The sequence below is a fragment of the Bradyrhizobium sp. NAS80.1 genome, from assembly GCF_001908205.1.
In the GTDB taxonomy this organism is placed as follows: Bacteria; Pseudomonadota; Alphaproteobacteria; order Rhizobiales; family Xanthobacteraceae; genus Bradyrhizobium.
This window is the reverse complement of sequence record NZ_LGHL01000239.1, coordinates 1-20,029: the sequence shown is the minus strand read 5'-3', so window position 1 is coordinate 20,029 and position 20,029 is coordinate 1. Positions and strand designations below refer to the sequence as shown.

Genomic DNA, 20,029 nt, shown 5'->3' with positions numbered 1-20,029 from the left:
GAGCGGCGGCCCAGCTCGGGCGGCCACCCGGGCTGGGCCATTCCTCACGGAACGGCTCAATATAAGCGGTCGGGCTAATACAAGGGTGGGCAAAGCGAAGCGTGCCCACCACTTCTTTCGCAATCGTGGAGCGATGGTGGGCACCGCACGATGCGCCTTTGCCCACCCTACGGCAGCTCGGCTTACGCCGCCTTCTTCTTCGCGCTGATCAGCTTGCGGTTGATCAGAACTTCCGCGATCTGGATCGCGTTGAGCGCGGCGCCCTTGCGTAAGTTGTCGGACACGCACCACAGCACGAGGCCGTTCTCCACCGTCGCGTCCTCGCGGATGCGGCTGATATAGGTGGCGTCCTCGCCGGCCGCTTCATACGGCGTGGCGTAGCCACCGGGCTCCTGCTTGTCGATGACGAGGCAACCGGGCGCCTTGCGCAGGATGTCGCGCGCTTCATCCGCGGTGATCGGATTCTCGAACTCGATGTTGACGGCCTCGGAATGGCCGACGAACACCGGCACGCGCACGCAGGTCGCGGAGAGCTTGATCTTGGGATCAAGGATCTTCTTGGTCTCCGCCATCATCTTCCACTCTTCCTTGGTGTAGCCGTCCTCCATGAAGACGTCGATGTGGGGGATGACGTTGAAGGCGATGCGCTTGGGGAATTTCTTCGCGATCAGCTCGTCGTTGGTGTAGACGGCCTTGGTCTGCGAGAACAATTCGTCCATCGCGTCCTTGCCGGCGCCCGACACCGATTGATAGGTCGACACCACAACGCGCTTGATGGTCGCCTTGTCATGCAGCGGCTTCAGCGCGACCACGAGCTGCGCGGTCGAGCAGTTCGGGTTGGCGATGATGTTCTTCTTCTTGAAGCCCGCCGTCGCGTCCGCGTTCACTTCCGGCACGATCAGCGGCACATCCGGATCCATGCGCCAGGCGGAAGAGTTGTCGATCACGACCGCGCCGGCGGCGCCGATCTGCGGCGACCATTCCTTCGACACCGAACCGCCCGCTGACATCAGGCAGATGTCGACGTCGGAGAAATCGTAATGCTCGAGCGCTTTGACCTTCAGGGTGCGGTCGCCATAGGACACCTCGACGCCGACGCTGCGGCGTGACGCAAGGGCAACGACCTCGTCCGCGGGGAATTTGCGCTCATCGAGGATGTTGAGCATTTCCCGTCCGACATTGCCGGTCGCGCCGACGACTGCGACTTTGTAACCCATCGTTCACTCTCCGATGAAAAAGCCCGTTCCTGAAGCTGACGCTTAAACAGGAGGAGCAGCGCTTCTATGCGAGAACCGGGCTCAAGACAACGTTGGACCCCGCCTCAAGGCCGTGGATGCAGCCGCTCGAGGCCGGTACGGCCGCACCCCCAACCAGGACCGCTATCCACTTGGCGCTGGCCAGCTTCGCCGACGAAGTCGTCGGCACGCTGTCGCACCTGTTCGCCTATGTGGGGGCGCTCGCTTTGTTTGCCATCCTCGCCGTCGCCGCGCTCGACCAGCTGCCCAGCCTGCGCGACGATGAGACCGCAGAGAAGCCGGGATGGAGCGTGGCCGACCGTTCGCATCCGGCCTTCGCCCTCAGCCGGCTCGATTCGTCAGAGAAAACAGCCTCTTACACCATCCTCCGGCATCCTGAGGGTGGCCGCAGGGACGTGATGCGCTGGACCGGCGAGGCGGACAAGCCTGTGGCCGGGCTCGACATCTACCGGGAAGGCGGCGAATTCGACCTGGCTCGTCCGGCGACAGCCGACCTGGCCGTGCAGATGGGCCTGGATGCGGCCACCCCGCTCGAGCAGGCCGGCCTGATCGATACGAAATTCGGTCCCGTTGCCCTGTTCCGGCCGGTCGGCACTGCGGACGGGGCGCAAGCGTGCCTCTGCTATCTCAAGCGCAACGAGGAGCCGGCGCTGCAGATCTCCGGCTTCTCCTGCCAGGGCGGCGCCCTGCCCGCGCGCCGCGCGGCGATCGCCTGCACGCTGAACCGGCTGACACTTTTGACCTCGGGCAACGAGCCGAAGCTGGCCGAATTGTTCGCCCATGCCGAGCTGAAGCGCAGAGGTTGCGACCCCGCAGGCTCGTCGGACTGGCTGCTGGGTGCCGCGAACGCGCAATTGCGTGGAGCACTTTGACCGGCATCAAGCTCAAGTGGCTGGTATTGATGCAACTTTTGCTGGCGCGCACGATTATTCCGCCCTGGTGTGACCCAATAGACCTAGCTGCGGCCGCCCGGGCCGGGCTAGTATGGGGTGAAATCGACTGGCGGCATGCCGCCTGAAGGGGACGTGATGAGCTCGAAATTCTCTGCCGCGAACAAATCGGCGATGTGGCTTGCGGCGGGCGCCGTGGTTGCCATGTCCTATGCCATAGGCCTCGCGACGCCGGCTTCGGCCGAGACCAAGAAGCAGCGCTATGACAGCGCCGGCCCCAACACGGTCTATCAGCAGGGACGCACCCGCATCTATGTGAGCAAGCGCTCCTGGCTCGACGGTGGCACCGAGGTCAATCCGGGCGACCGCAAGTTCATGGACTATGCGTTTCCGTCGGAGTTCGGCTACCCGACCTTCGCGCGCGAGAACAACAACCGTCCGATCGATCGCCAGCCGCTGAGCACGCCGTCCGATGTCGGCGGCTTCCCACGGAATTTCCCGCTGTACTGAAGCGGACGTTATGACCGAATCAAAATGGCCGGGCTCGCGCCCGGCCATTTTTGTTTTTTGAGGCACGTCATTCCGGAGCGATGCGCAGCATCGAATCTGGAATCTCGAGATTCTCAGGTGCGCAATTGCGCACCAGAGTTCGGCTCTTCGAGCCGCCCCGGAATGACGAAATATGACCTTACGCGTGGAGCTTCTGCAGCTCCGTCAGAATCGCTTCGCCCATCTGCGTGGTCGAGGCGGCCGTGGTGCCTTCCGACTTGATGTCGGCGGTACGCAGGCCGCTGGCGAGCACGGCGGCGATCGCAGCATCGACCTTGTCGGCCAGCGTGCCCATGTCGAAGGAGTAGCGCAGCGCCATGCCGAAGGACGAGATCATCGCGATCGGATTGGCGAGACCCTTGCCGGCAATGTCGGGCGCCGAACCGTGCACGGGCTCGTAAAGCGCCTTGCGCTTCTTGCTCTTGACGTCGACCTCGCCGAGCGAGGCTGAGGGCAGCATGCCGAGCGAGCCCGTCAGCATCGCTGCGATGTCGGAGAGCATGTCGCCGAACAAATTGTCGGTGACGATGACGTCGAACTGCTTCGGCCACTTCACCAGCATCATGCCGCCGGAATCGGCGAGCTGGTGCTCGAGCGTGACATCGGGATATTCGCGCTTGTGAACCTGCGTCACGACCTCGTTCCAGAGCACGCCCGACTTCATGACGTTGCGCTTTTCCATCGACGTCACCTTGTTCTTGCGCTTCTTCGCAAGCTCGAAGGCGACGCGGGCGATGCGCTCGATCTCATAGGTGTCGTAGACCTGGGTATCGATGGCGCGCTTCTGGCCGTTGCCGAGATCGGTGATGGTCTTGGGTTCGCCGAAATAGACGCCGCCGGTGAGCTCGCGCACGATGACGATGTCGAGCCCCTCGATCGCCTCGCGCTTCAGGCTCGAGGCATCCGCAAGTGCCGGATAGCACACGGCTGGACGGAGGTTGGCGAACAAAGCGAGGTCCTTGCGCAGACGGAGCAGGCCGGCTTCGGGGCGCACCTCATAGGGCACCGCATCCCACTTCGGGCCGCCGACCGCGCCGAAGATCACGGCGTCGGCATCCTTGGCCTTGGCCATGTCGCCCTCGGAGATCGAGACCTTGTGCGCGTCATAGGCCGCGCCGCCGACGAGGCCGGTGTCGGTCTCGAACTTGGCAATGCCTGATACATTGAGCCAGTCGATCAGCCGCTTCACCTCGCCCATCACCTCGGGGCCGATACCGTCGCCGGGGAGCAGCAGCAGTTTGTGGGTCGCCATGGTCGATTCCTCTCAATCCTGTGTCGTCATTCCGGGGCGCGAGCACAGCGAGCGAGCCCGGAATCTATCGGGCCACAGCGCTAGCTGGAAAATGGATTCCGGGCTCGCGCCAAATGGCGCGCCCCGGAATGACGGGTGGCCGGAGTGCTAGAGCGGCGTTGCGCGCTTGGCAAGACACCATTGCCGGGGCGCGGCTGTGCAAGACGGGCAGGGCCTGCCACTATGGCGATCGCCGGAGCACCCCTTGCACGCCCCTGACCGCCCCTCGCCCAACCCGCATCCCGCGCGGCTGATCCTGACCCTGTCGCTGGCGGCGACCGTCGGGCTCGGTATCGGCCGCTTTGCCTATGCGCTGGTGCTGCCCGACATGCGGGAGACCCTCGGCTGGTCCTACTCGGCGGCCGGCTTCATGAACACCATCAACGCCGTTGGCTATCTCGTGGGCGCCCTGATGGCGTCCCGGCTGATCCAGCGCGTCGGCTGGGCGGCCGCGATCCGCGGCGGAACCCTGGCCTGCGTCGCCGCACTGGCGGTGTGTGCGCTGACCGGCAATTTCGTCGCGCTGAGCCTGGCGCGCCTCGTGCTGGGCCTCGGCGCCGCAGCCGGCTTCGTCGCCGGCGGCGCGCTGGCCGCGACCATCGCGCAGTCGCGCCCGGAGCGGGCCAATTTCCTCCTGAGCCTGTTCTATGCCGGGCCTGGCATCGGCATTCTCTCCTCGGGGCTGATCGCCCCGTTCACGCTCCAGTATTTCGGGCCGGGCTCGTGGTGGATCGTATGGTGGGTACTTACGCTGCTGTCCGTCGCGATGACGATCCCGCTGTTCCTGATTCGCATCGAGAGCAGGGCGCGCTTCAACGAAAGCGCCCACGCCTCCTTCGCGATTCTGCCCGTGCTGATCTATCTCGCCGGCTACTTCCTGTTCGGCGCGGGCTACATCGCCTACATGACCTTCATGATCGCCTATGTGCGCGATGGCGGCGGCGGCGCCGCGGCGCAGGCCGCGTTCTGGGGCCTGATCGGCCTCAGCGCCTTCGTGACGCCCTGGGCCTGGCGCGGTGTGCTGGCGCTTGACCGCGGCGGACTTGCCACCGCGATCATCCTCGGCACTAACGCGCTCGGCGCGGCCTTGCCGATGCTTGGGCATTCGCCGGCATGGCTCGGGGTCTCTGCGGTCGTGTTCGGCGTCGCCTTCTTCGCCGTGGTCGGCTCGACCACAGCCTTCGTTCGTTTCAACTATCCGCCGGAGGTATGGCCGACTGCGATCGCCGCGATGACGATCTCGTTCGGCGTCGGCCAGACGCTCGGCCCGATCGTGGTCGGCGCCATCACGGATGCGCTGGGCAGTTTGTCCTATGCGCTGAATGTGTCGGCGGCGCTGCTGGTATTGGGCGCGGTGGCGGCGCTGTGCCAGCGGAAGGTGGGGCCGCCCTAGGTGTCATTCCGGGGCGCGCATAGCGCGAGCTATGGTGCGCAATTGCGCACCTGAGAATCCATTCATCCACCAACGCTGCGGCCCGATGGATTCTCTGATGCGCAATTGCGCATCATAGTTCTCGCTTCGCGAGCCCCGGAATGACGAAGCCATCAACTCCCGCTGAACGAATTGTAGCCCTGGTCTTCCCAGTAGCCGCCCTTGTAGTCGTTGGTGACTTCCATCGAGATGACGTATTTCGGGTTCTTGAAGCCGAGCTTGGTCGGCACGCGGATCTTCATCGGGAAGCCATAGGCGCGCGGCAGGATCTCGTTCGCGTATTTGAACGTCATCTGGGTCTGCGGATGCAGCGCGCTGCGCATGTCCAGAGGCGAGTTGTAGCCGTCCTTGTCGGCGCACTGGAACCAGACATACTTTGCGCGCGTGTCGGCGCCGATCAGCTTGAGAAAATCGCGCAAGGGGGTGCCGGTCCAGCTTCCGATCGCGCTCCAGCCCTCGACGCAGATGTGGCGGGTGATCTGCGACACCTGCGGCAGCTTGTACAATTCGGGCAGCGTCCACGATTTCTTGTTGTCGACGAGGCCGCGCACCTCGAGCTTCCAGTCATCGGCATCGATCTCCGGCGCATCGTCGAGATCGTAATAGGCGTTGAACGGGAACGGCTTCGTGATCGCGCTCTCGGGGAAGGTCGGTGCCAGCGCATCGGGATTGAAGATGAAATCCTGCACGGCGTCGTTGAATTTCGAGACCGTCTTCAACATCTCCTCTGCGGAAGACGAGTCGATCACGTCGCAGCCGGTGAGCAGTGTCAGCGCGCCCAGGCTGGCGCCCCCCCGCGATGAAGCGGCGGCGGGTGAGGTCCGGCATCGTCTTGATGGAATCCTTGATCAGCAGCCGCTTGTCGACGCCGGGGATCAGGAACGAGCGCTTGGCCATGATGGTTCTCCTAATCAGCGGCCAATGATCATCGCCCGCAGGCTCTTCGGCACCAGCAGCGCGAGCAGGACGTGAATGACGAGGAACGCGCAGATCGCGGCCATGCAAAAGAAGTGGACATAGCGCGCGGTCGGATAGTCGCCGAACAGCATCACCAGATAGTAGAGCTGCACCGGCTTCCACATCGAGAGGCCCGACAGCACGATCAGCACACCGACCACGATGATGCCGGCATAGAGCAGGCGCTGCACGTAATTGTAGACGGTGAGATCGTCATGGCCGAGCTTGAAGGTCAGCGCCGCCCTGACGTCGTGAAGCACGCCCATTGGGGTGATTGGCAGCAGCTTTTTGCGGAAGCGGCCGGTCGCGAGGCCCGTGATGACATAGGCGAGGCCGTTGATCATCAAGAGCCACATCGCCGCAAAGTGCCAGAGCAGGCCGCCGCCGAGCCATCCGCCAAGCGTGTACTCGCGCGGGAAGCTGAAACCGAACAGCGGCGAGGCGTTGTAGATCTGCCAGCCCGACAGGATCATCAAGATCATGGCCAGCGCATTGACCCAGTGCATGAGGCGGACCCAGGCCGGTTGGATCATTTTGGCCGGGGCGGCTGCGACCTGCTCGTCGGTTACGGTGAGGCTCGACATGATGGTTCCGTCCTGAACGTCGTGTGTCGGTCAATATACGCCGATGCTTCCGCTTTCGTTACGCCCTGCCAGCGACCGAATCGATGCCGTCAGGCTGCCGTGGTCACAATAAAGCGAGCCGAGCGTCCCCGGCTCGCCGTTTCGTCGCATCCTGCTTTGGGGATGAAACAGGACGTCGCGGTGTTACGTCGCCGGCATCAACACGGTGTCGACCACATGGATGACGCCGTTCGACTGGTTGACGTTGGAAATCGTCACCATCGACGTGCCGCCCTTGGCATCGACGATCCAGGTCTTGCCGTCCTGCTTCTTCACCGTGAGTTCCTCGCCTTCGGCGGTCTTCAGCTTCTTGCCGTCGGTAAGGTCGGAGGCTTCGAGCTTTCCGGGCACGACATGGTAGGTGAGGATCTTGGTCAGCGTCGCCTTGTTCTCGGGCTTGACCAGATTGTCGACGGTGCCGGCCGGCAGCTTGCCGAAGGCGGCGTTGGTCGGCGCGAACACCGTGAACGGACCCTTGCCTTCCAGCGTCGGCACCAGGCCGGCCGCCTTCACCGCCGCCACCAGCGTGGTGTGGTCCTTCGAGTTGACCGCATTCTGGACGATGTTCTTCGAGGGGAACATCGCGGCGCCGCCGACCATGACGGTCTTCTCCTCGGCGCTGACAGGCGCAACGACGGTCGCGGTGATGGCCAGGGCGCTGAAGGCGGCAGCAGCGAGATAAGCAATACGCTTCGACATGGAGAGTCTCCCGATTGCATTGTGACCGGCGGTCGCCGGCGATTTGAGTTGGGCAACAACGACGGCTTGCGGCAGTCGTTAGGTGAAGCAGCAGCGCCGTTGTTGGCCGAACTACGGGAGGTGTCGCGAGGCGGTTTCGGTGAATAATTTATTGTGATGCGTGAAACTTCGCGGCGGCGTGTCCGTGTGACGCGCGCGCAATCCAAACACTCCGCTGTCGTCCCGGACAAGCGCAGCGCAGATCCGGGACCCCGGCGCGAGCTCTTGCGCTCGTCGCGATAGCCACAAGCAGTGGTTTGGCGAAGACTCTCGGAGTTACCCGTCTCGCGCCACAACTTCTCCCTGTGGTTATGGGTCCTCAGATGCGCAATCGCGCATCATAGCTCGCGACGTCGTCGCGCCCCGGGACGACGAGGAGAGATCGCGGCGCGGTCTACGCGTCTCAATCCCTGTTCGCGGGCGTCTGGATGAAACCACGATTGTGCGTCGGGCTGATCAGGAGCTCGTTGATGCAGACGCGCGGCGGCATCGACGCGATGAAAGCGATGGTGCGGCCGAGGTCTTCGGATTGCAGCATCTTGGCCTGCTCCTCCTCGCTCGGCACCACCGGGCGCAGCTTGAGGATTGGGGTCGCCACCTCGCCCGGCATCAGGCAGCAGGCGCGCAGGCCGTTGACGCATTCGTCCATGTTGAAGGAATGGGTTAGCGCCAGCACAGCATGTTTGGTCGTGGTGTAGGCTGGACCCGGCATCTTCGAGACATGACGGCCGGCCCAGGATGAGACGTTGATGATCGAGCCGTCCTGCTGCTTACGCATCGTCGGCAGCACCGCGCGCATGCAATAGAGCACGCCGTTGAGATTGACCTGGACGAGCTTGTCCCAGCCCTCCAGTTCCATGTCTTTCCAGCTCCGCTTGGGAACGTTGATGCCGGCATTGTTCACGAGCAGGTCGATACGGCCGTGCTTCGCGACGATCTGATCGGCCGCCTTCTGGGCTTCACTGGCGTCAGACACGTCGAGCGCAATGGCCTCGGCCAACCCGCCGTCCCCGGTGATCTTCGCAACCACGGTATCCAGGGCCTCCTTGCGGCGGCCCGACACTACCACCGTCCAGCCGTCAGCCGCGAGCGCCTCGGCGCCGGCCTCCCCGATCCCGCTGCCGCCACCCGTGACCCAGGCCACGCGTTTCCCGTTTCTGGTCATGCCAACTGTCTCCGTTGCTTCATCGGGGCGGTTTTTGCTAATCCAGCCCTCGGTTTTGACCCGCCTTGCGGTCGAGGAAATCTTGCATGAACCAAGCAGCCAACGCCAACCTGTTTTCCCTCCTGTTCGACGGCGTCGACGATCCCAAACGCCTCGCGATCGAGACGCATGACGGCGCCCTTATCAGCTATGGCGATCTGATCGCGCGCGCGGGCCAGATGGCGAACGTGCTGGTCGCACGCGGCGTAAAGCCCGGCGACCGCGTCGCCGTGCAGGTCGAGAAATCCGTCGCCAATATCGTGCTGTATCTTGCCACGGTGCGGGCCGGCGCGGTCTACCTGCCGCTGAACACCGCCTATACGCTGAACGAGCTCGACTACTTCATCGGCGATGCCGAGCCTTCGCTGGTGGTCTGCGATCCCTCCAAGGCGGAAGGTCTCGCCCCGATCGCTGCCAAGGTGAATGCCAAGGTCGAGACGCTCGGGCCTGACGGCAAAGGCTCGCTGACAGAGGCCGCCGAGAAGGCGAGCAGCGAATTCACCACCGTGCCGCGCTCCAGCGACGATCTCGCCGCGATCCTCTACACGTCCGGTACCACCGGACGCTCCAAGGGCGCGATGCTCACGCACGACAATCTCGCGTCGAACTCGCTGAGCCTCGTCGACTACTGGCGCTTCACCGACAAGGATGTGCTGATCCACGCGCTACCGATCTATCACACCCACGGCCTGTTCGTGGCGACCAACGTGACGCTGTTCGCGCGCGCCTCGATGATCTTCCTGCCGAAGCTCGACCCCGACCTCATCATCAAGCTGATGGCGCGCGCCACGGTGCTGATGGGCGTGCCGACCTTCTACACGCGGCTCCTGCAGAACCCGGCGCTGTCGCGCGACACGACAAAACACATGCGGCTGTTCATCTCGGGCTCGGCGCCGCTTCTCGCTGATACCCATCGCGAATGGTCGGCGCGCACTGGGCATGCCGTGCTCGAGCGCTACGGCATGACCGAGACCAACATGAACACGTCGAACCCCTATGATGGCGAGCGCGTGCCCGGCGCGGTCGGCTTCCCGCTGCCCGGCGTCTCCGTGCGCGTCACCGACCCCGAGACCGGCAAGGAATTGCCGCGCGAGGAGATCGGCATGATCGAGGTAAAGGGCTCGAACGTGTTCAAGGGCTATTGGCGCATGCCGGAGAAGACCAAGTCCGAATTCCGGCCCGACGGCTTCTTCATCACCGGCGATCTCGGCAAGATCGACGGCAAGGGCTACGTCCACATCCTCGGCCGCGGCAAGGACCTCGTGATCTCCGGCGGCTTCAACGTCTACCCCAAGGAAATCGAGAGCGAGATCGACGCCATGCCTGGCGTGATCGAGTCCGCCGTGATCGGCGTGCCGCATGCCGATTTCGGCGAGGGCGTCACCGCGGTGCTGGTCTGCAACAAGGGCGCCGATGTCACCGAAGCCGGGGTGCTGAAGGCGCTCGACGGCCGCCTCGCCAAATTCAAGATGCCCAAGCGCGTCTTCGTCGTCGACGAGCTGCCGCGCAACACCATGGGCAAGGTGCAGAAGAACATCTTGCGCGATACCTACAAGGATATTTACGCGAAGAAGTAGGGACGCACGGTCTCGCCGCCGTCATTGCGAGGAGCGTTCACCCGGCACGCTGTCAGGCCCCGCCACCGGGTCTCGCCTTCGGCGAGCCCGATGACAGGCTCCGGCGGGGCATCCAGTACGCCGCGGCCGCTCGGCTCAATCACTGCCGCTGGTGGAATACTGGATCGCCCGCCCCAGTGCGCAAGTGCGCACAAGGCGGGCGATGACAGCGGAGAGTGAGGCGTGCGCTTGGGCTCAGGCTGTCAGTGCCCGCCGACGAGGCTCATCGCAAACCGGCTGCCGACGATAAAAAGATAGCAGCCGAACGCCACTTCCAGCGTTCGTTTCGACATCGCATGCGCAGCTCTCACGCCGAGCGGCGCGGTGACGAGGCTCATCGGCATCACCAGCACGGCGCCGATCAGCGAGACGTAGCCCAGAGCGAACGGGATTTGCAGCGCCGCGACGGCCGGATAGTTCGCAGCCGCGGGCCAGCCGGCATAGATGTAGCCGAGCGCACCGGGGATCGAGATCAGCACCGCGAGCGCCGATGAGGTCGCGACCGCCTGGTGGATCGGGCGACCGTAAAACGTCATCAGCAGATTGGAGAACAGTCCTCCGCCGATGCCCATCAGCGTCGAAAGGATGCCGACGCAGAAGCCGTAGACGCGCATCAACGGGCCCTTCGGCATATCGTCGCCAAACTTCCAGCCTTCCCGGGCAAAGATGAGACGCGCTGCGGCCGAATAGGCGACGCAGACGAACACGATCTTGAACAGCCGCTCCGGCGCGTAGCGCGCGATCACGCTGCCGGCGATGACGCCGATCACGATCGGCAGCCACCAGACGCGCAGAATCGTCATGTCGACGGCGCCCCTCTTGTAGTGCGCCTGGAACGAACGAATCGAGGTTGGAATGATCACCGCGAGCGAAGTGCCGACGCAGAGCGGCATCCGCACTTCGAGCGGCACGCCGGCGATGCGGAAGCATTCGTAGAACACCGGCACGAGAACCGCGCCGCCGCCGATGCCGAAGACACCGGCCAGGAATCCGGAGAGCGCGCCGGTTGCGATCAACAACAACGCGAGCTCGACGATCTCCTTGATATCAAGACCTGCAATCACCCCTGACCTGCCCCGGCGACTGGTCGCAGCCCCACCGATTCGTTCGTTCGGAATTGGCTGCGCGCGAAGCTGTAGGCGATCTGGTTGGCCCGGTCGACACGCCGTACCTGCCGGCCGGGGGTGGAATGCAGGGTGCGCATATCCGTTGACCACTTCGAGATCAGATCACAGGACGGCCGACGAGCGCTGCCGGGGGAACCGCGAACGCTCACGGCCCGATCAACTGACGGGTTCGGAAACGTAGACGCCAGACCGCTGCTTAGAGGCGTTCCAATAGTGATTTCAATGCGCCCGGCTGATCCTCGTAAAAGGTGAACTTATATTCTCTTCTTCGTCGGCGCACCAGAGTTCTGGTATACCAAGCCTCTGATTGGCCTTGGTTCATCAAGGCTCTAGAGCTGAACCCCCGTTCGATTTATGGCGATTTGGTGATTGCGCAGGCGAAGTCGACTCCGTAAATAGGGCCGACCTTTCGCGATCCCCGCGCGCCCCATGCTGGGCCGCAATAAAACATCAAAAGCCCATGACCGCACGGATCGAACGACCGCTTTCACCACACCTGCAAACCTACCGCTGGACCCTGACGATGGCGCTGTCCATCGTCCATCGCGCCACCGGTATCGCCCTCTACGTTGGAACCCTGCTGCTGGCCTGGTGGCTGATCGCGGCGGCGACCGGCCCCACCGCCTATGCCCATGTCCAGGCCTTCACCGGCAGCATCATCGGCCGGCTGATCGTGTTCGGCTACACCTGGGCACTGATGCACCATATGTTGAGCGGCATCCGGCACTTCGTGTGGGACCTCGGCTTTGGCTTCAAGGCCAATGAGCGCGAAGCGCTGACCTGGGGCGCACTGATCGGCGGCATCGTGCTGACGGTGCTGATCTGGATCATCGCCTACGCAATCGGAGGTGGACGATGAGCGCGACCGATACGCCGAAGCGCAGCATGCGCACCCCGCTCGGCCGCGTCCGCAATCTCGGCGCGGCGCATTCGGGCACGTCCGACTTCTGGCGCCAGCGCATCACCGGCGTTGCGATGACGCTGCTGATGATCCCGGTGCTGGTGATCGTCATGATGCTGCTCGGCCGCAACCAGGCCGGCGCGGCGCAGATTCTCAGCTCCATTCCTGTCGCCTTGATCCTGCTTCTCTTCATCTTCGCCAGCGCCTGGCACATGAAGATCGGCATGCAGGTGGTGATCGAGGACTACGTCCATAACGAGAAGCTGAAGCTCATCCCGGTCATGCTCAACAACTTCTTCTCGATCGCCGTGGCGCTTGCCTCGACCTACGCGATCCTCAAGCTTTCATCCGGAGTGTAACCCATGGCCACAGAGACGAATGGCAAGGGCAACAGCGCTCCCGCCACCAACGGCAAAGCCTATCCCATCGAAGACCACACCTATGACGTCGTCGTGGTCGGCGCCGGCGGCGCGGGCTTGCGCGCGGTGGTCGGCTGCAGCGAAGCGGGCCTGCGCACGGCCTGCATCACCAAGGTGTTTCCGACCCGCTCGCATACGGTCGCGGCGCAGGGCGGCATCTCCGCCTCGCTCGGCAACATGCACAAGGACGACTGGCGCTGGCACATGTACGACACCGTGAAGGGGTCGGATTGGCTGGGCGACCAGGACGCGATCGAATACATGGTGCGCAATGCGCCCGAGGCGGTCTACGAGCTCGAGCATTGGGGCGTGCCGTTCTCGCGCACCGAGGACGGCAAGATCTACCAGCGCCCGTTCGGCGGCATGACCATGGACTATGGCAAGGGCCAGGCGCAGCGCACCTGCGCCGCCGCCGACCGCACTGGTCACGCCATGCTGCACACGATGTACGGCCAGTCGCTGCGCCACGCGGCCGAGTTCTTCATCGAGTTCTTCGCCATCGACCTGATCATGGACGACCAGGGCACCTGCCGCGGCGTCATCGCGCTCAAGCTCGACGACGGCACGCTGCACCGCTTCCGTGCCCAGACCGTGATCCTGGCGACCGGCGGCTACGGCCGCGCCTATGCGTCCTGCACCTCGGCCCATACCTGCACCGGCGACGGCGGCGGCATGGTGCTGCGCGCCGGCCTGCCATTGCAGGACATGGAGTTCGTGCAGTTCCACCCGACCGGCATCTACGGCTCGGGCTGTCTCGTCACCGAAGGCGCGCGCGGCGAAGGCGGCTATCTCGTCAACTCCGAAGGCGAGCGCTTCATGGAGCGCTACGCGCCGTCCGCGAAGGACCTCGCCTCGCGCGACGTCGTCTCGCGCGCGATGACCATCGAGATCCGCGAAGGCCGCGGCGTCGGCAAGAAGAAGGACCACATCTTCCTGCATCTGGACCATCTCGATCCCGCAGTGCTCGCAGAACGGCTGCCGGGCATCTCCGAATCCGCGAAGATCTTCGCCAATGTCGACGTGACGCGCGAGCCGATCCCGATCGTTCCGACCGTGCACTACAACATGGGCGGCATCCCGACGAACTATCACGGCGAGGTGCTGACCAAGAAGGACGGCGACGACAACGCCGTCATCCCCGGCCTCATGGCGATCGGCGAAGCCGCCTGTGTCTCCGTGCACGGCGCCAACCGCCTCGGCTCCAATTCGCTGATCGACCTCGTCGTGTTCGGTCGCGCTGCCGCGCTGCGCCTCGCCGAGAAGCTCACGCCCAACGCCAAGCAGGCGGAGCTGCCGGCGAACTCGGCCGAGCTCGCGCTCGGCCGCCTCGATCATTACCGCTACGCCTCCGGCGGCACGCCGACCGCGAAGCTGCGCGAAGGCATGCAGCACGTGATGCAGAACAACTGCGCGGTGTTTCGCACCGGCGAAGTGCTGAGCGAAGGCCAGAACCTGATCGCGAAGGTCCACAGCGGCATCACCGACATCGCCGTCTCCGACCGTTCGCTGGTGTGGAATTCGGACCTCGTCGAGACGCTCGAGTTCGACAACCTGATCTCGCAGGCGGTGGTGACGATGAACTCGGCCGCCAACCGCACCGAAAGCCGCGGCGCGCATGCGCGCGAGGACTTCTCCGAGCGCGACGACAAGAACTGGATGAAGCACACGCTGGCCTGGCTGGACGACTCCGGCAAGGTCAAGATCGAGTACCGCCCGGTTCACGACTACACCATGACCAACGACGTCCAGTACATCCCGCCGAAGGCGCGCGTGTACTGATCGAACAGCGAAGGCCCTATCGAAATGGTTGAATTCGCACTTCCGAAGAACTCCAAGATCACCGGCGGCAAGACCTGGCCGAAGCCCGCGGGCGCGACGAACTTGCGCGAATTCCGCGTCTATCGCTGGAATCCGGACGACGGCAAGAATCCGAGCGTCGACACCTATTACGTCGACACCAATGATTGCGGTCCGATGGTCCTGGACGGCCTGATCTGGATCAAGAACCACATCGATCCGTCACTGACCTTCCGCCGCTCCTGCCGCGAGGGCGTCTGCGGCTCCTGCGCCATGAACATCGACGGCCAGAACACGCTGGCCTGCACCCGCTCGATGCACGACGTGAAGGACGGCGCGGTGAAGGTGAATCCGCTGCCGCACCAGCCGGTGGTGAAGGACCTCGTCCCCGACCTCACCAATTTCTACGCGCAGTATGCCTCCGTCGAACCGTGGCTGAAGACGACCTCGCCGACGCCGCAGAAGGAATGGCGCCAGAGCCACGAGGACCGTGAGAAGCTCGACGGCCTCTACGAGTGCATCCTCTGCGCCTGCTGCTCGACCTCCTGCCCGAGCTATTGGTGGAACAGCGAACGCTACCTCGGCCCCGCCGCGCTGCTCCAGGCCAACCGCTGGGTCTCGGACTCCCGCGATGAAGCGACCGGCGAGCGGCTGGACAATCTCGAGGACCCGTTCCGCCTCTACCGCTGCCACACCATCATGAACTGCGCCAAGGCCTGCCCGAAGGGTCTCAATCCGGCGGAAGCCATCGCCGAGCTCAAGCTCAAGCTGGTCGAGCGCCAGATCTAGGCCCGTTTCATGCTACGTCCCCCGGCCGAGACGGCCGGGGCATTCTACGGCCGATGCGAACTTCAGTAAAATTTGCCTCGATCTGCACTGCGGGCAAATCAGGAACTGCAACCCCCGGTTCACGCCATAAGCCGCTTCCTTCCCTGCGGGAAGTTCAAGTAAGCTCTCCGGTCTGGGACCGGGAGCGACTGTGCAGGGAGCGCAACGCAATTCGCTGAGACTTTTGCAGTGGATGATGGTTGCATCCCTGGCGCTCCCGATTGCGCTGTTCGTCATCGCCTCCGCGATCTCCTACACCTCGACAAAAGACATCGCCGACCGGGAGATCGAGCGCACGCTCGATGTCGCGCATGAGCACGCGCTCAAGGTATTCGAGACCATCGACCGCAGCATCGCCGAGATCAACGAGGTCGTGCGCGGCCTTCCCGACGACGTCATCCGCTCGCGCGACCCCGCGCTGCACCGGCGCCTGAAGCGCCTGACCGACTCGCTGCCCCAGCTCAAATCGGTATGGATCTTCGATGCGGACGGACGAGCGCTGGTCAACAGCCTCGCCTCGCCGCCGCCGGAGCAGAGGTTTGCGGACCGCGACTACTTCATCGCCCATGTCGACCAGAACATCGGCACCTTCATCGGTGGCCCCCTGACGCCGCGCCCACCCTATCAGGGGGCGCACTTCTTCGGCGTCAGCCGCCGGCGCGACTCCGACGATGGCAGCTTCATCGGCGTGATCCAGGCTTCTGTCCTGCCGGAATATTTCGAGAGCTTTTATGCCAGGATCGGCTCCGATCCTGGCAGCTTCTTCGCGATGGGACGCAGCGACGGCGTATTGCTCACGCATTTTCCCCGACTCGACCGCGACCTCCGGCTCGATCCGAACGGGCCGGTCGGCCGCGAGATCGCAGCTCACCCCGAGCATGGCCTCATCACCGTCGCCTGGCCGTCGGACGGCATCGAGCGGCGCGTCGGCTACCGGCGCGCCGCGGAATATCCGATCTATGTCAGCGCGGGCCTCGAGACCTCGGCGATCCGCGCGCGCTGGTTAGCGACCATGGGCCAGTATCTGGTGTTCGGCGTTCCCGTGACCGCACTGCTGTTCCTGCTACTCGCGTTGGCGTTCCGTCGCACCGAGCACCTCCAGGCCGAAGCTGCAAAGCGACGCGAGGCCGAGGAGGCTCTCAAGCACAGCCAGCGCCTGGAGGCGCTCGGACAGCTCACCGGCGGCGTCGCGCACGACTTCAACAATTTGCTGACGGTGATCCGCGCCTCGGTCGATCTGTTGAACCGGCCGCAGCTGACGGAAGAGCGGCGCCAGCGCTACATGACCGCCATCGCCGATGCGGTCGCGCGCGCGGCCAAGCTGACCTCGCAGCTTCTGGCGTTCGCGCGGCGCCAGACGTTGAATCCGGAAGTGTTCGACGTCGGGGAGCGGATGCGGTCACTGCACGACATGCTGGCGACGCTGCTGGGCCCGGCGATCGAGATCGCGATGCAACTGCCGGCGGAGGCCTGCCTCGTCAATGCCGATGCCGGCCAGTTCGAGACGGCGCTGATCAACATGGCGACCAACGCGCGCGATGCCATGCAGGGGAGAGGCAGGATCACCTTCAAGATCGAGGCCGCGACGACCGTCCCGAACACGCTGGCGCACGTCTCGGGCAGTCATGGACTTGCAGGCAACCATGGCTTCGTCAGCGTCGCCGTCAGCGACACCGGTATCGGCATTCCCGCCGCGCGACTTGGGCGCATCTTCGAGCCGTTCTTCACCACCAAGCAGGTCGGCCACGGCACCGGTCTCGGCCTGTCGCAGGTGTTCGGCTTCGCCCGGCAATCCGGCGGCGAGGTGACGGTCACGAGCGAGGTCGGCCACGGCAGCACCTTCTCGCTCTATTTGCCGCGCGTGCCGACGGACCTGCTGCCGCAGCGGCAGGCACCTCACACCGCACCGGCAGCGGCCGGCAATGGCACATCGGTGCTGCTGGTCGACGACAATATCGAGCTCGCCAATTTCGCCGCCGACGGCCTCACCGAGCTCGGCTACAGCATCACGCTGGTCGACAATGCCAGCGACGCTTTGGCTGAGCTGGCCGTGGACGCGCATCGTTTCGATGTTGTGTTCTCGGACGTGGTGATGCCTGGCATGACCGGGCTCGACCTCGCCCAGGCGATTCGCGATCGCGGCATCGACGTGCCGGTCGTGCTGACCAGTGGCTACAGCGAGGCACTGTCCCAGGACGGCGTTGCGGGCTTCGACCTCGTGCAAAAGCCCTATTCGATCGAGGAGTTGTCGCGCGTCCTGCACCGGGCTGCGCGGCTGAGACGGGTGCGCGACGGCGCCGCCGAGTAAGGGACCAATCGGGAACCCGAGGCCGGCCTCGATCCCCTCAAGGAGAAGATTTCGCTGCACTCCATCAAGCTACATTCTGGTTCCGCGCCGTTGGAGTCCCCGGCAAAACCGGCTATGCATGCGCCGCTTGCAACGAGGACCCTTGGCTTGACGCCCGACAACGCCCCTTCGTCCGCGCCATTCGGCGCGTTTGCGCCGAATGCGGCGCAGACCGCTATCATTCGCCTCGCGACACAGTCCGGGCTGAAGCGCGGCGCATTCCGGCCCTGGCTGTCGCGGCTGGTGAACCTGCTGCGCGGCGGGCCGGTCGACGTGCAATATCAGGGCGCCTCGTTCCGCTTCTATCACCAGGGCAGCGCGACCGAGCGCGGCGCGCTGTTCAACCCCGACTACAATCTCGACGAGCTCGACTTCCTGCGCCGTCACACGCCGGCAGGCGGCGTGTTCGTCGACGTCGGCGCTAATGTCGGCACTTTCGCGCTGGTGATGGCGCGACAGGTCGGGCCATCAGGCAAGGTGGTTGCGATCGAACCACATCCAATGACGTTTGGACGTCTCTCGTTCAACCAGGCCGCATCGAAGGCGACGCAGGTGCGCCTGGTACAGGCTGCGGCAGGTGACAGCGACGGCGAGCTAATGATCGAGAGCGGCGGCGGCAATCTCGGCGCCACTCACGTCGTCACCGGCACGGCCAGCACTGACGCGATCAAGGTGCCGTCGCTGCGGCTGATGCGGATTCTCGACGAGGCTGGCGTCGCGCAGGTCGATGGGCTCAAGATCGACGTCGAAGGTTTTGAGGACCGCGTGCTGATCGGCTTCTTCCGCGATGCGCCGCAATCGCTGTGGCCCCACGCGGTGGTGATCGAGCATCTGTCACAAAACGAGTGGCAGCAAGATTGTATTGCCGACATGGTCGCGCGCGGCTTTACGGTCGCGCGCAAGACACGGAGCAATACGTTCCTGTCACGCTGACCACGACAATTAACGGAGCTTGCGATGATCGACCATTTGGGTTTCTCCGTCTCCGACTATGAGCGTGCGAAAGCATTCTACGACAAAGCGCTGGCTCCGCTCGATTACAGCCTGATCATGGAAGTGACGGCGGAGCAGACCGGCCACACCGCAGCGGCCGGCTTCGGTGCCAACGGCAAGCCTGATTTCTGGATCGGCGGCGAAGGCGCGATGAACAAGCCGGTGCACGTCGCGATCCTCGCAAAAGACCGCGCCACGGTCGACGCGTTCTACAAGGCGGCCATCGCGGCCGGCGGCCGCGATAACGGGCCGCCGGGCATCCGCGTGCATTATCACGCGAACTACTACGGAGCTTTCGTGCTCGACCCTGACGGGCACAACATCGAAGCGGTCTGCCGCGCACCGGAATAGGGCGACGCGACGAGGAACATCGACGCGGCATCATCGTTGTCATTCTCTGGACAACCGATTTTGATGATGCCAATGCCGATCGAACCGCCCGAGATTCCGCCATCGACGCCGGGGACTCCGACCGAGCCTCCGCCGGGGATTCCGCCGGGCAATCCGCAGCCTGACATCGCACCGCCGGTGCGCGAGCCAGACGCACCGCCACTCCCGGACGAATTGCCTCCGCATGTTCCCGAAGAGATTCCGCGACGCGGACCAAATGGGCCGTTCACACCGAATTCCGCGACGGATGCGACTTCGCCTTAGTGATCACACATGAGACGATCAATCACATGTGCGGCGATTGCATCCTGCTTCTGAATGCGCAATGAACGTCGCCATAGTGACGTGATTTGCGTGCAGAAATAAATCGGGCCGCGACCTCTTTACCCGCCACAATCCGGCCTAACGCGTAGCTGTTCATCACACGACTTCACTTCTCAAAGAACCTTCCCGAGGAATTTCACGACCATGACTAACTTCCGCTTCGTTCTGCTTGCAACGACGGCTCTAACCGCGATGCAAATCGCAAACTCTGCATCGCATGCGCAAGGCGCACCGCCGCTCGTTGTCGCGCAGGCCCAGCCAGAGACGGGCCCTGACGGGCGACCGAAGCAACCGCCGAAGGAAGCGCCAAAGGGACAGCCGCCCGCCGCGCGTCCGACCGCACCAGC

19 protein-coding genes and 2 pseudogenes are annotated in these 20,029 nt (G+C 64.2%); 14 read left to right on the top strand and 7 right to left on the bottom strand.

Going from position 1 to position 20,029, the window contains the following annotated elements:
* Positions 1-182: 182 nt before the first annotated feature.
* Entirely contained in the window at positions 183-1,217 is a 1,035-nt protein-coding gene (locus AC629_RS39435; protein ID WP_084810076.1) for an aspartate-semialdehyde dehydrogenase, read from the bottom strand.
* Between the two features lie 116 nt (positions 1,218-1,333).
* Here AC629_RS39435 and AC629_RS39430 point away from each other — a divergent pair, with 116 nt between their 5' ends.
* From AC629_RS39430 to AC629_RS39425, 3 genes are read left to right on the top strand one after another with little or no spacing between them, the layout of a single operon-like run.
* Positions 1,334-2,128 carry a hypothetical protein gene (locus AC629_RS39430; RefSeq protein WP_084810075.1) on the top strand — a complete coding sequence of 265 codons (795 nt, stop codon included), beginning with the start codon at positions 1,334-1,336 and terminating at the stop codon, positions 2,126-2,128.
* Entirely contained in the window at positions 2,125-2,274 is a 150-nt protein-coding gene (locus AC629_RS47355; RefSeq protein ID WP_168195698.1) for a hypothetical protein, read from the top strand. Before AC629_RS39430 ends, AC629_RS47355 begins: the two co-directional genes overlap by 4 nt.
* Positions 2,275-2,284: 10 nt before the next feature.
* Positions 2,285-2,656 carry a hypothetical protein gene (locus tag AC629_RS39425; protein ID WP_084810074.1) on the top strand — a complete coding sequence of 124 codons (372 nt, stop codon included), beginning with the start codon at positions 2,285-2,287 and terminating at the stop codon, positions 2,654-2,656.
* A 178-nt stretch (positions 2,657-2,834) separates the two neighbouring features.
* Here AC629_RS39425 and leuB read toward each other — a convergent pair whose 3' ends face one another.
* Positions 2,835-3,947 (bottom strand): 3-isopropylmalate dehydrogenase, encoded by a 1,113-nt coding sequence (gene leuB, locus AC629_RS39420; RefSeq protein WP_084810073.1) that lies wholly within the window; start codon positions 3,945-3,947, stop codon positions 2,835-2,837.
* 244 nt (positions 3,948-4,191) lie between these two features.
* On the opposite strand from leuB, the gene AC629_RS39415 reads away from it, so the two are divergent.
* On the top strand, positions 4,192-5,379 hold the full coding sequence (locus tag AC629_RS39415) for a YbfB/YjiJ family MFS transporter (RefSeq protein ID WP_084810072.1): 1,188 nt from the start codon (positions 4,192-4,194) through the stop codon (positions 5,377-5,379).
* Between the two features lie 152 nt (positions 5,380-5,531).
* On the opposite strand, the pseudogene AC629_RS39410 reads toward AC629_RS39415, so the two are convergent.
* From AC629_RS39410 to AC629_RS39395, 4 genes and pseudogenes are all read right to left on the bottom strand, one after another.
* Positions 5,532-6,315 (bottom strand): annotated as a pseudogene (locus AC629_RS39410) (molybdopterin-binding protein).
* A gap of 14 nt (positions 6,316-6,329) precedes the next feature.
* Entirely contained in the window at positions 6,330-6,959 is a 630-nt protein-coding gene (locus AC629_RS39405) for a cytochrome b/b6 domain-containing protein (RefSeq protein WP_084810071.1), read from the bottom strand.
* 183 nt (positions 6,960-7,142) lie between these two features.
* On the bottom strand, positions 7,143-7,697 hold the full coding sequence (locus AC629_RS39400; RefSeq protein WP_084810070.1) for a fasciclin domain-containing protein: 555 nt from the start codon (positions 7,695-7,697) through the stop codon (positions 7,143-7,145).
* A 442-nt stretch (positions 7,698-8,139) separates the two neighbouring features.
* On the bottom strand, positions 8,140-8,901 hold the full coding sequence (locus tag AC629_RS39395) for an SDR family oxidoreductase (protein WP_084810069.1): 762 nt from the start codon (positions 8,899-8,901) through the stop codon (positions 8,140-8,142).
* Positions 8,902-8,987: 86 nt separating this feature from the next.
* Between AC629_RS39395 and AC629_RS39390 the strand changes: the two genes are divergently transcribed.
* Positions 8,988-10,517, top strand: a complete 1,530-nt coding sequence (locus AC629_RS39390) for a malonate--CoA ligase (protein WP_084810068.1) — start codon at positions 8,988-8,990, stop codon at positions 10,515-10,517.
* 242 nt (positions 10,518-10,759) lie between these two features.
* Here the strand turns inward: AC629_RS39390 and AC629_RS39385 are convergent, their stop codons facing one another.
* Positions 10,760-11,620, bottom strand: a complete 861-nt coding sequence (locus tag AC629_RS39385) for a sulfite exporter TauE/SafE family protein (RefSeq protein WP_084810067.1) — start codon at positions 11,618-11,620, stop codon at positions 10,760-10,762.
* Positions 11,621-12,143: 523 nt separating this feature from the next.
* Between AC629_RS39385 and sdhC the strand changes: the two genes are divergently transcribed.
* The 9 genes and pseudogenes from sdhC to AC629_RS47950 all read left to right on the top strand — a co-directional run.
* Positions 12,144-12,542 carry a succinate dehydrogenase, cytochrome b556 subunit gene (gene sdhC, locus AC629_RS39380; RefSeq protein WP_084810066.1) on the top strand — a complete coding sequence of 133 codons (399 nt, stop codon included), beginning with the start codon at positions 12,144-12,146 and terminating at the stop codon, positions 12,540-12,542.
* Entirely contained in the window at positions 12,539-12,943 is a 405-nt protein-coding gene (sdhD, locus tag AC629_RS39375; RefSeq protein WP_084810065.1) for a succinate dehydrogenase, hydrophobic membrane anchor protein, read from the top strand. Before sdhC ends, sdhD begins: the two co-directional genes overlap by 4 nt.
* Before the next feature lie 3 nt (positions 12,944-12,946).
* Complete coding sequence (gene sdhA / locus AC629_RS39370; protein WP_084810064.1) at positions 12,947-14,782, top strand: succinate dehydrogenase flavoprotein subunit; 1,836 nt, start codon at positions 12,947-12,949, stop codon at positions 14,780-14,782.
* A 24-nt stretch (positions 14,783-14,806) separates the two neighbouring features.
* On the top strand, positions 14,807-15,589 hold the full coding sequence (locus AC629_RS39365) for a succinate dehydrogenase iron-sulfur subunit (protein ID WP_084810063.1): 783 nt from the start codon (positions 14,807-14,809) through the stop codon (positions 15,587-15,589).
* A gap of 190 nt (positions 15,590-15,779) precedes the next feature.
* A complete protein-coding gene (locus AC629_RS39360) occupies positions 15,780-17,936 on the top strand; it encodes a hybrid sensor histidine kinase/response regulator family protein (RefSeq protein ID WP_084810062.1) in 2,157 nt (718 codons plus the stop codon).
* A 147-nt stretch (positions 17,937-18,083) separates the two neighbouring features.
* Positions 18,084-18,908, top strand: coding sequence for an FkbM family methyltransferase (locus tag AC629_RS39355; protein ID WP_084810078.1), 825 nt, complete (start codon positions 18,084-18,086; stop codon positions 18,906-18,908).
* A 24-nt stretch (positions 18,909-18,932) separates the two neighbouring features.
* Entirely contained in the window at positions 18,933-19,319 is a 387-nt protein-coding gene (locus tag AC629_RS39350) for a VOC family protein (protein ID WP_084810061.1), read from the top strand.
* 72 nt (positions 19,320-19,391) lie between these two features.
* Positions 19,392-19,622: a hypothetical protein gene (locus AC629_RS49430; protein ID WP_084810077.1), complete on the top strand. Its 231-nt coding sequence runs from the start codon at positions 19,392-19,394 to the stop codon at positions 19,620-19,622.
* A 204-nt stretch (positions 19,623-19,826) separates the two neighbouring features.
* A pseudogene (locus tag AC629_RS47950) lies at positions 19,827-20,029 on the top strand (OmpA family protein); the annotation flags it as partial.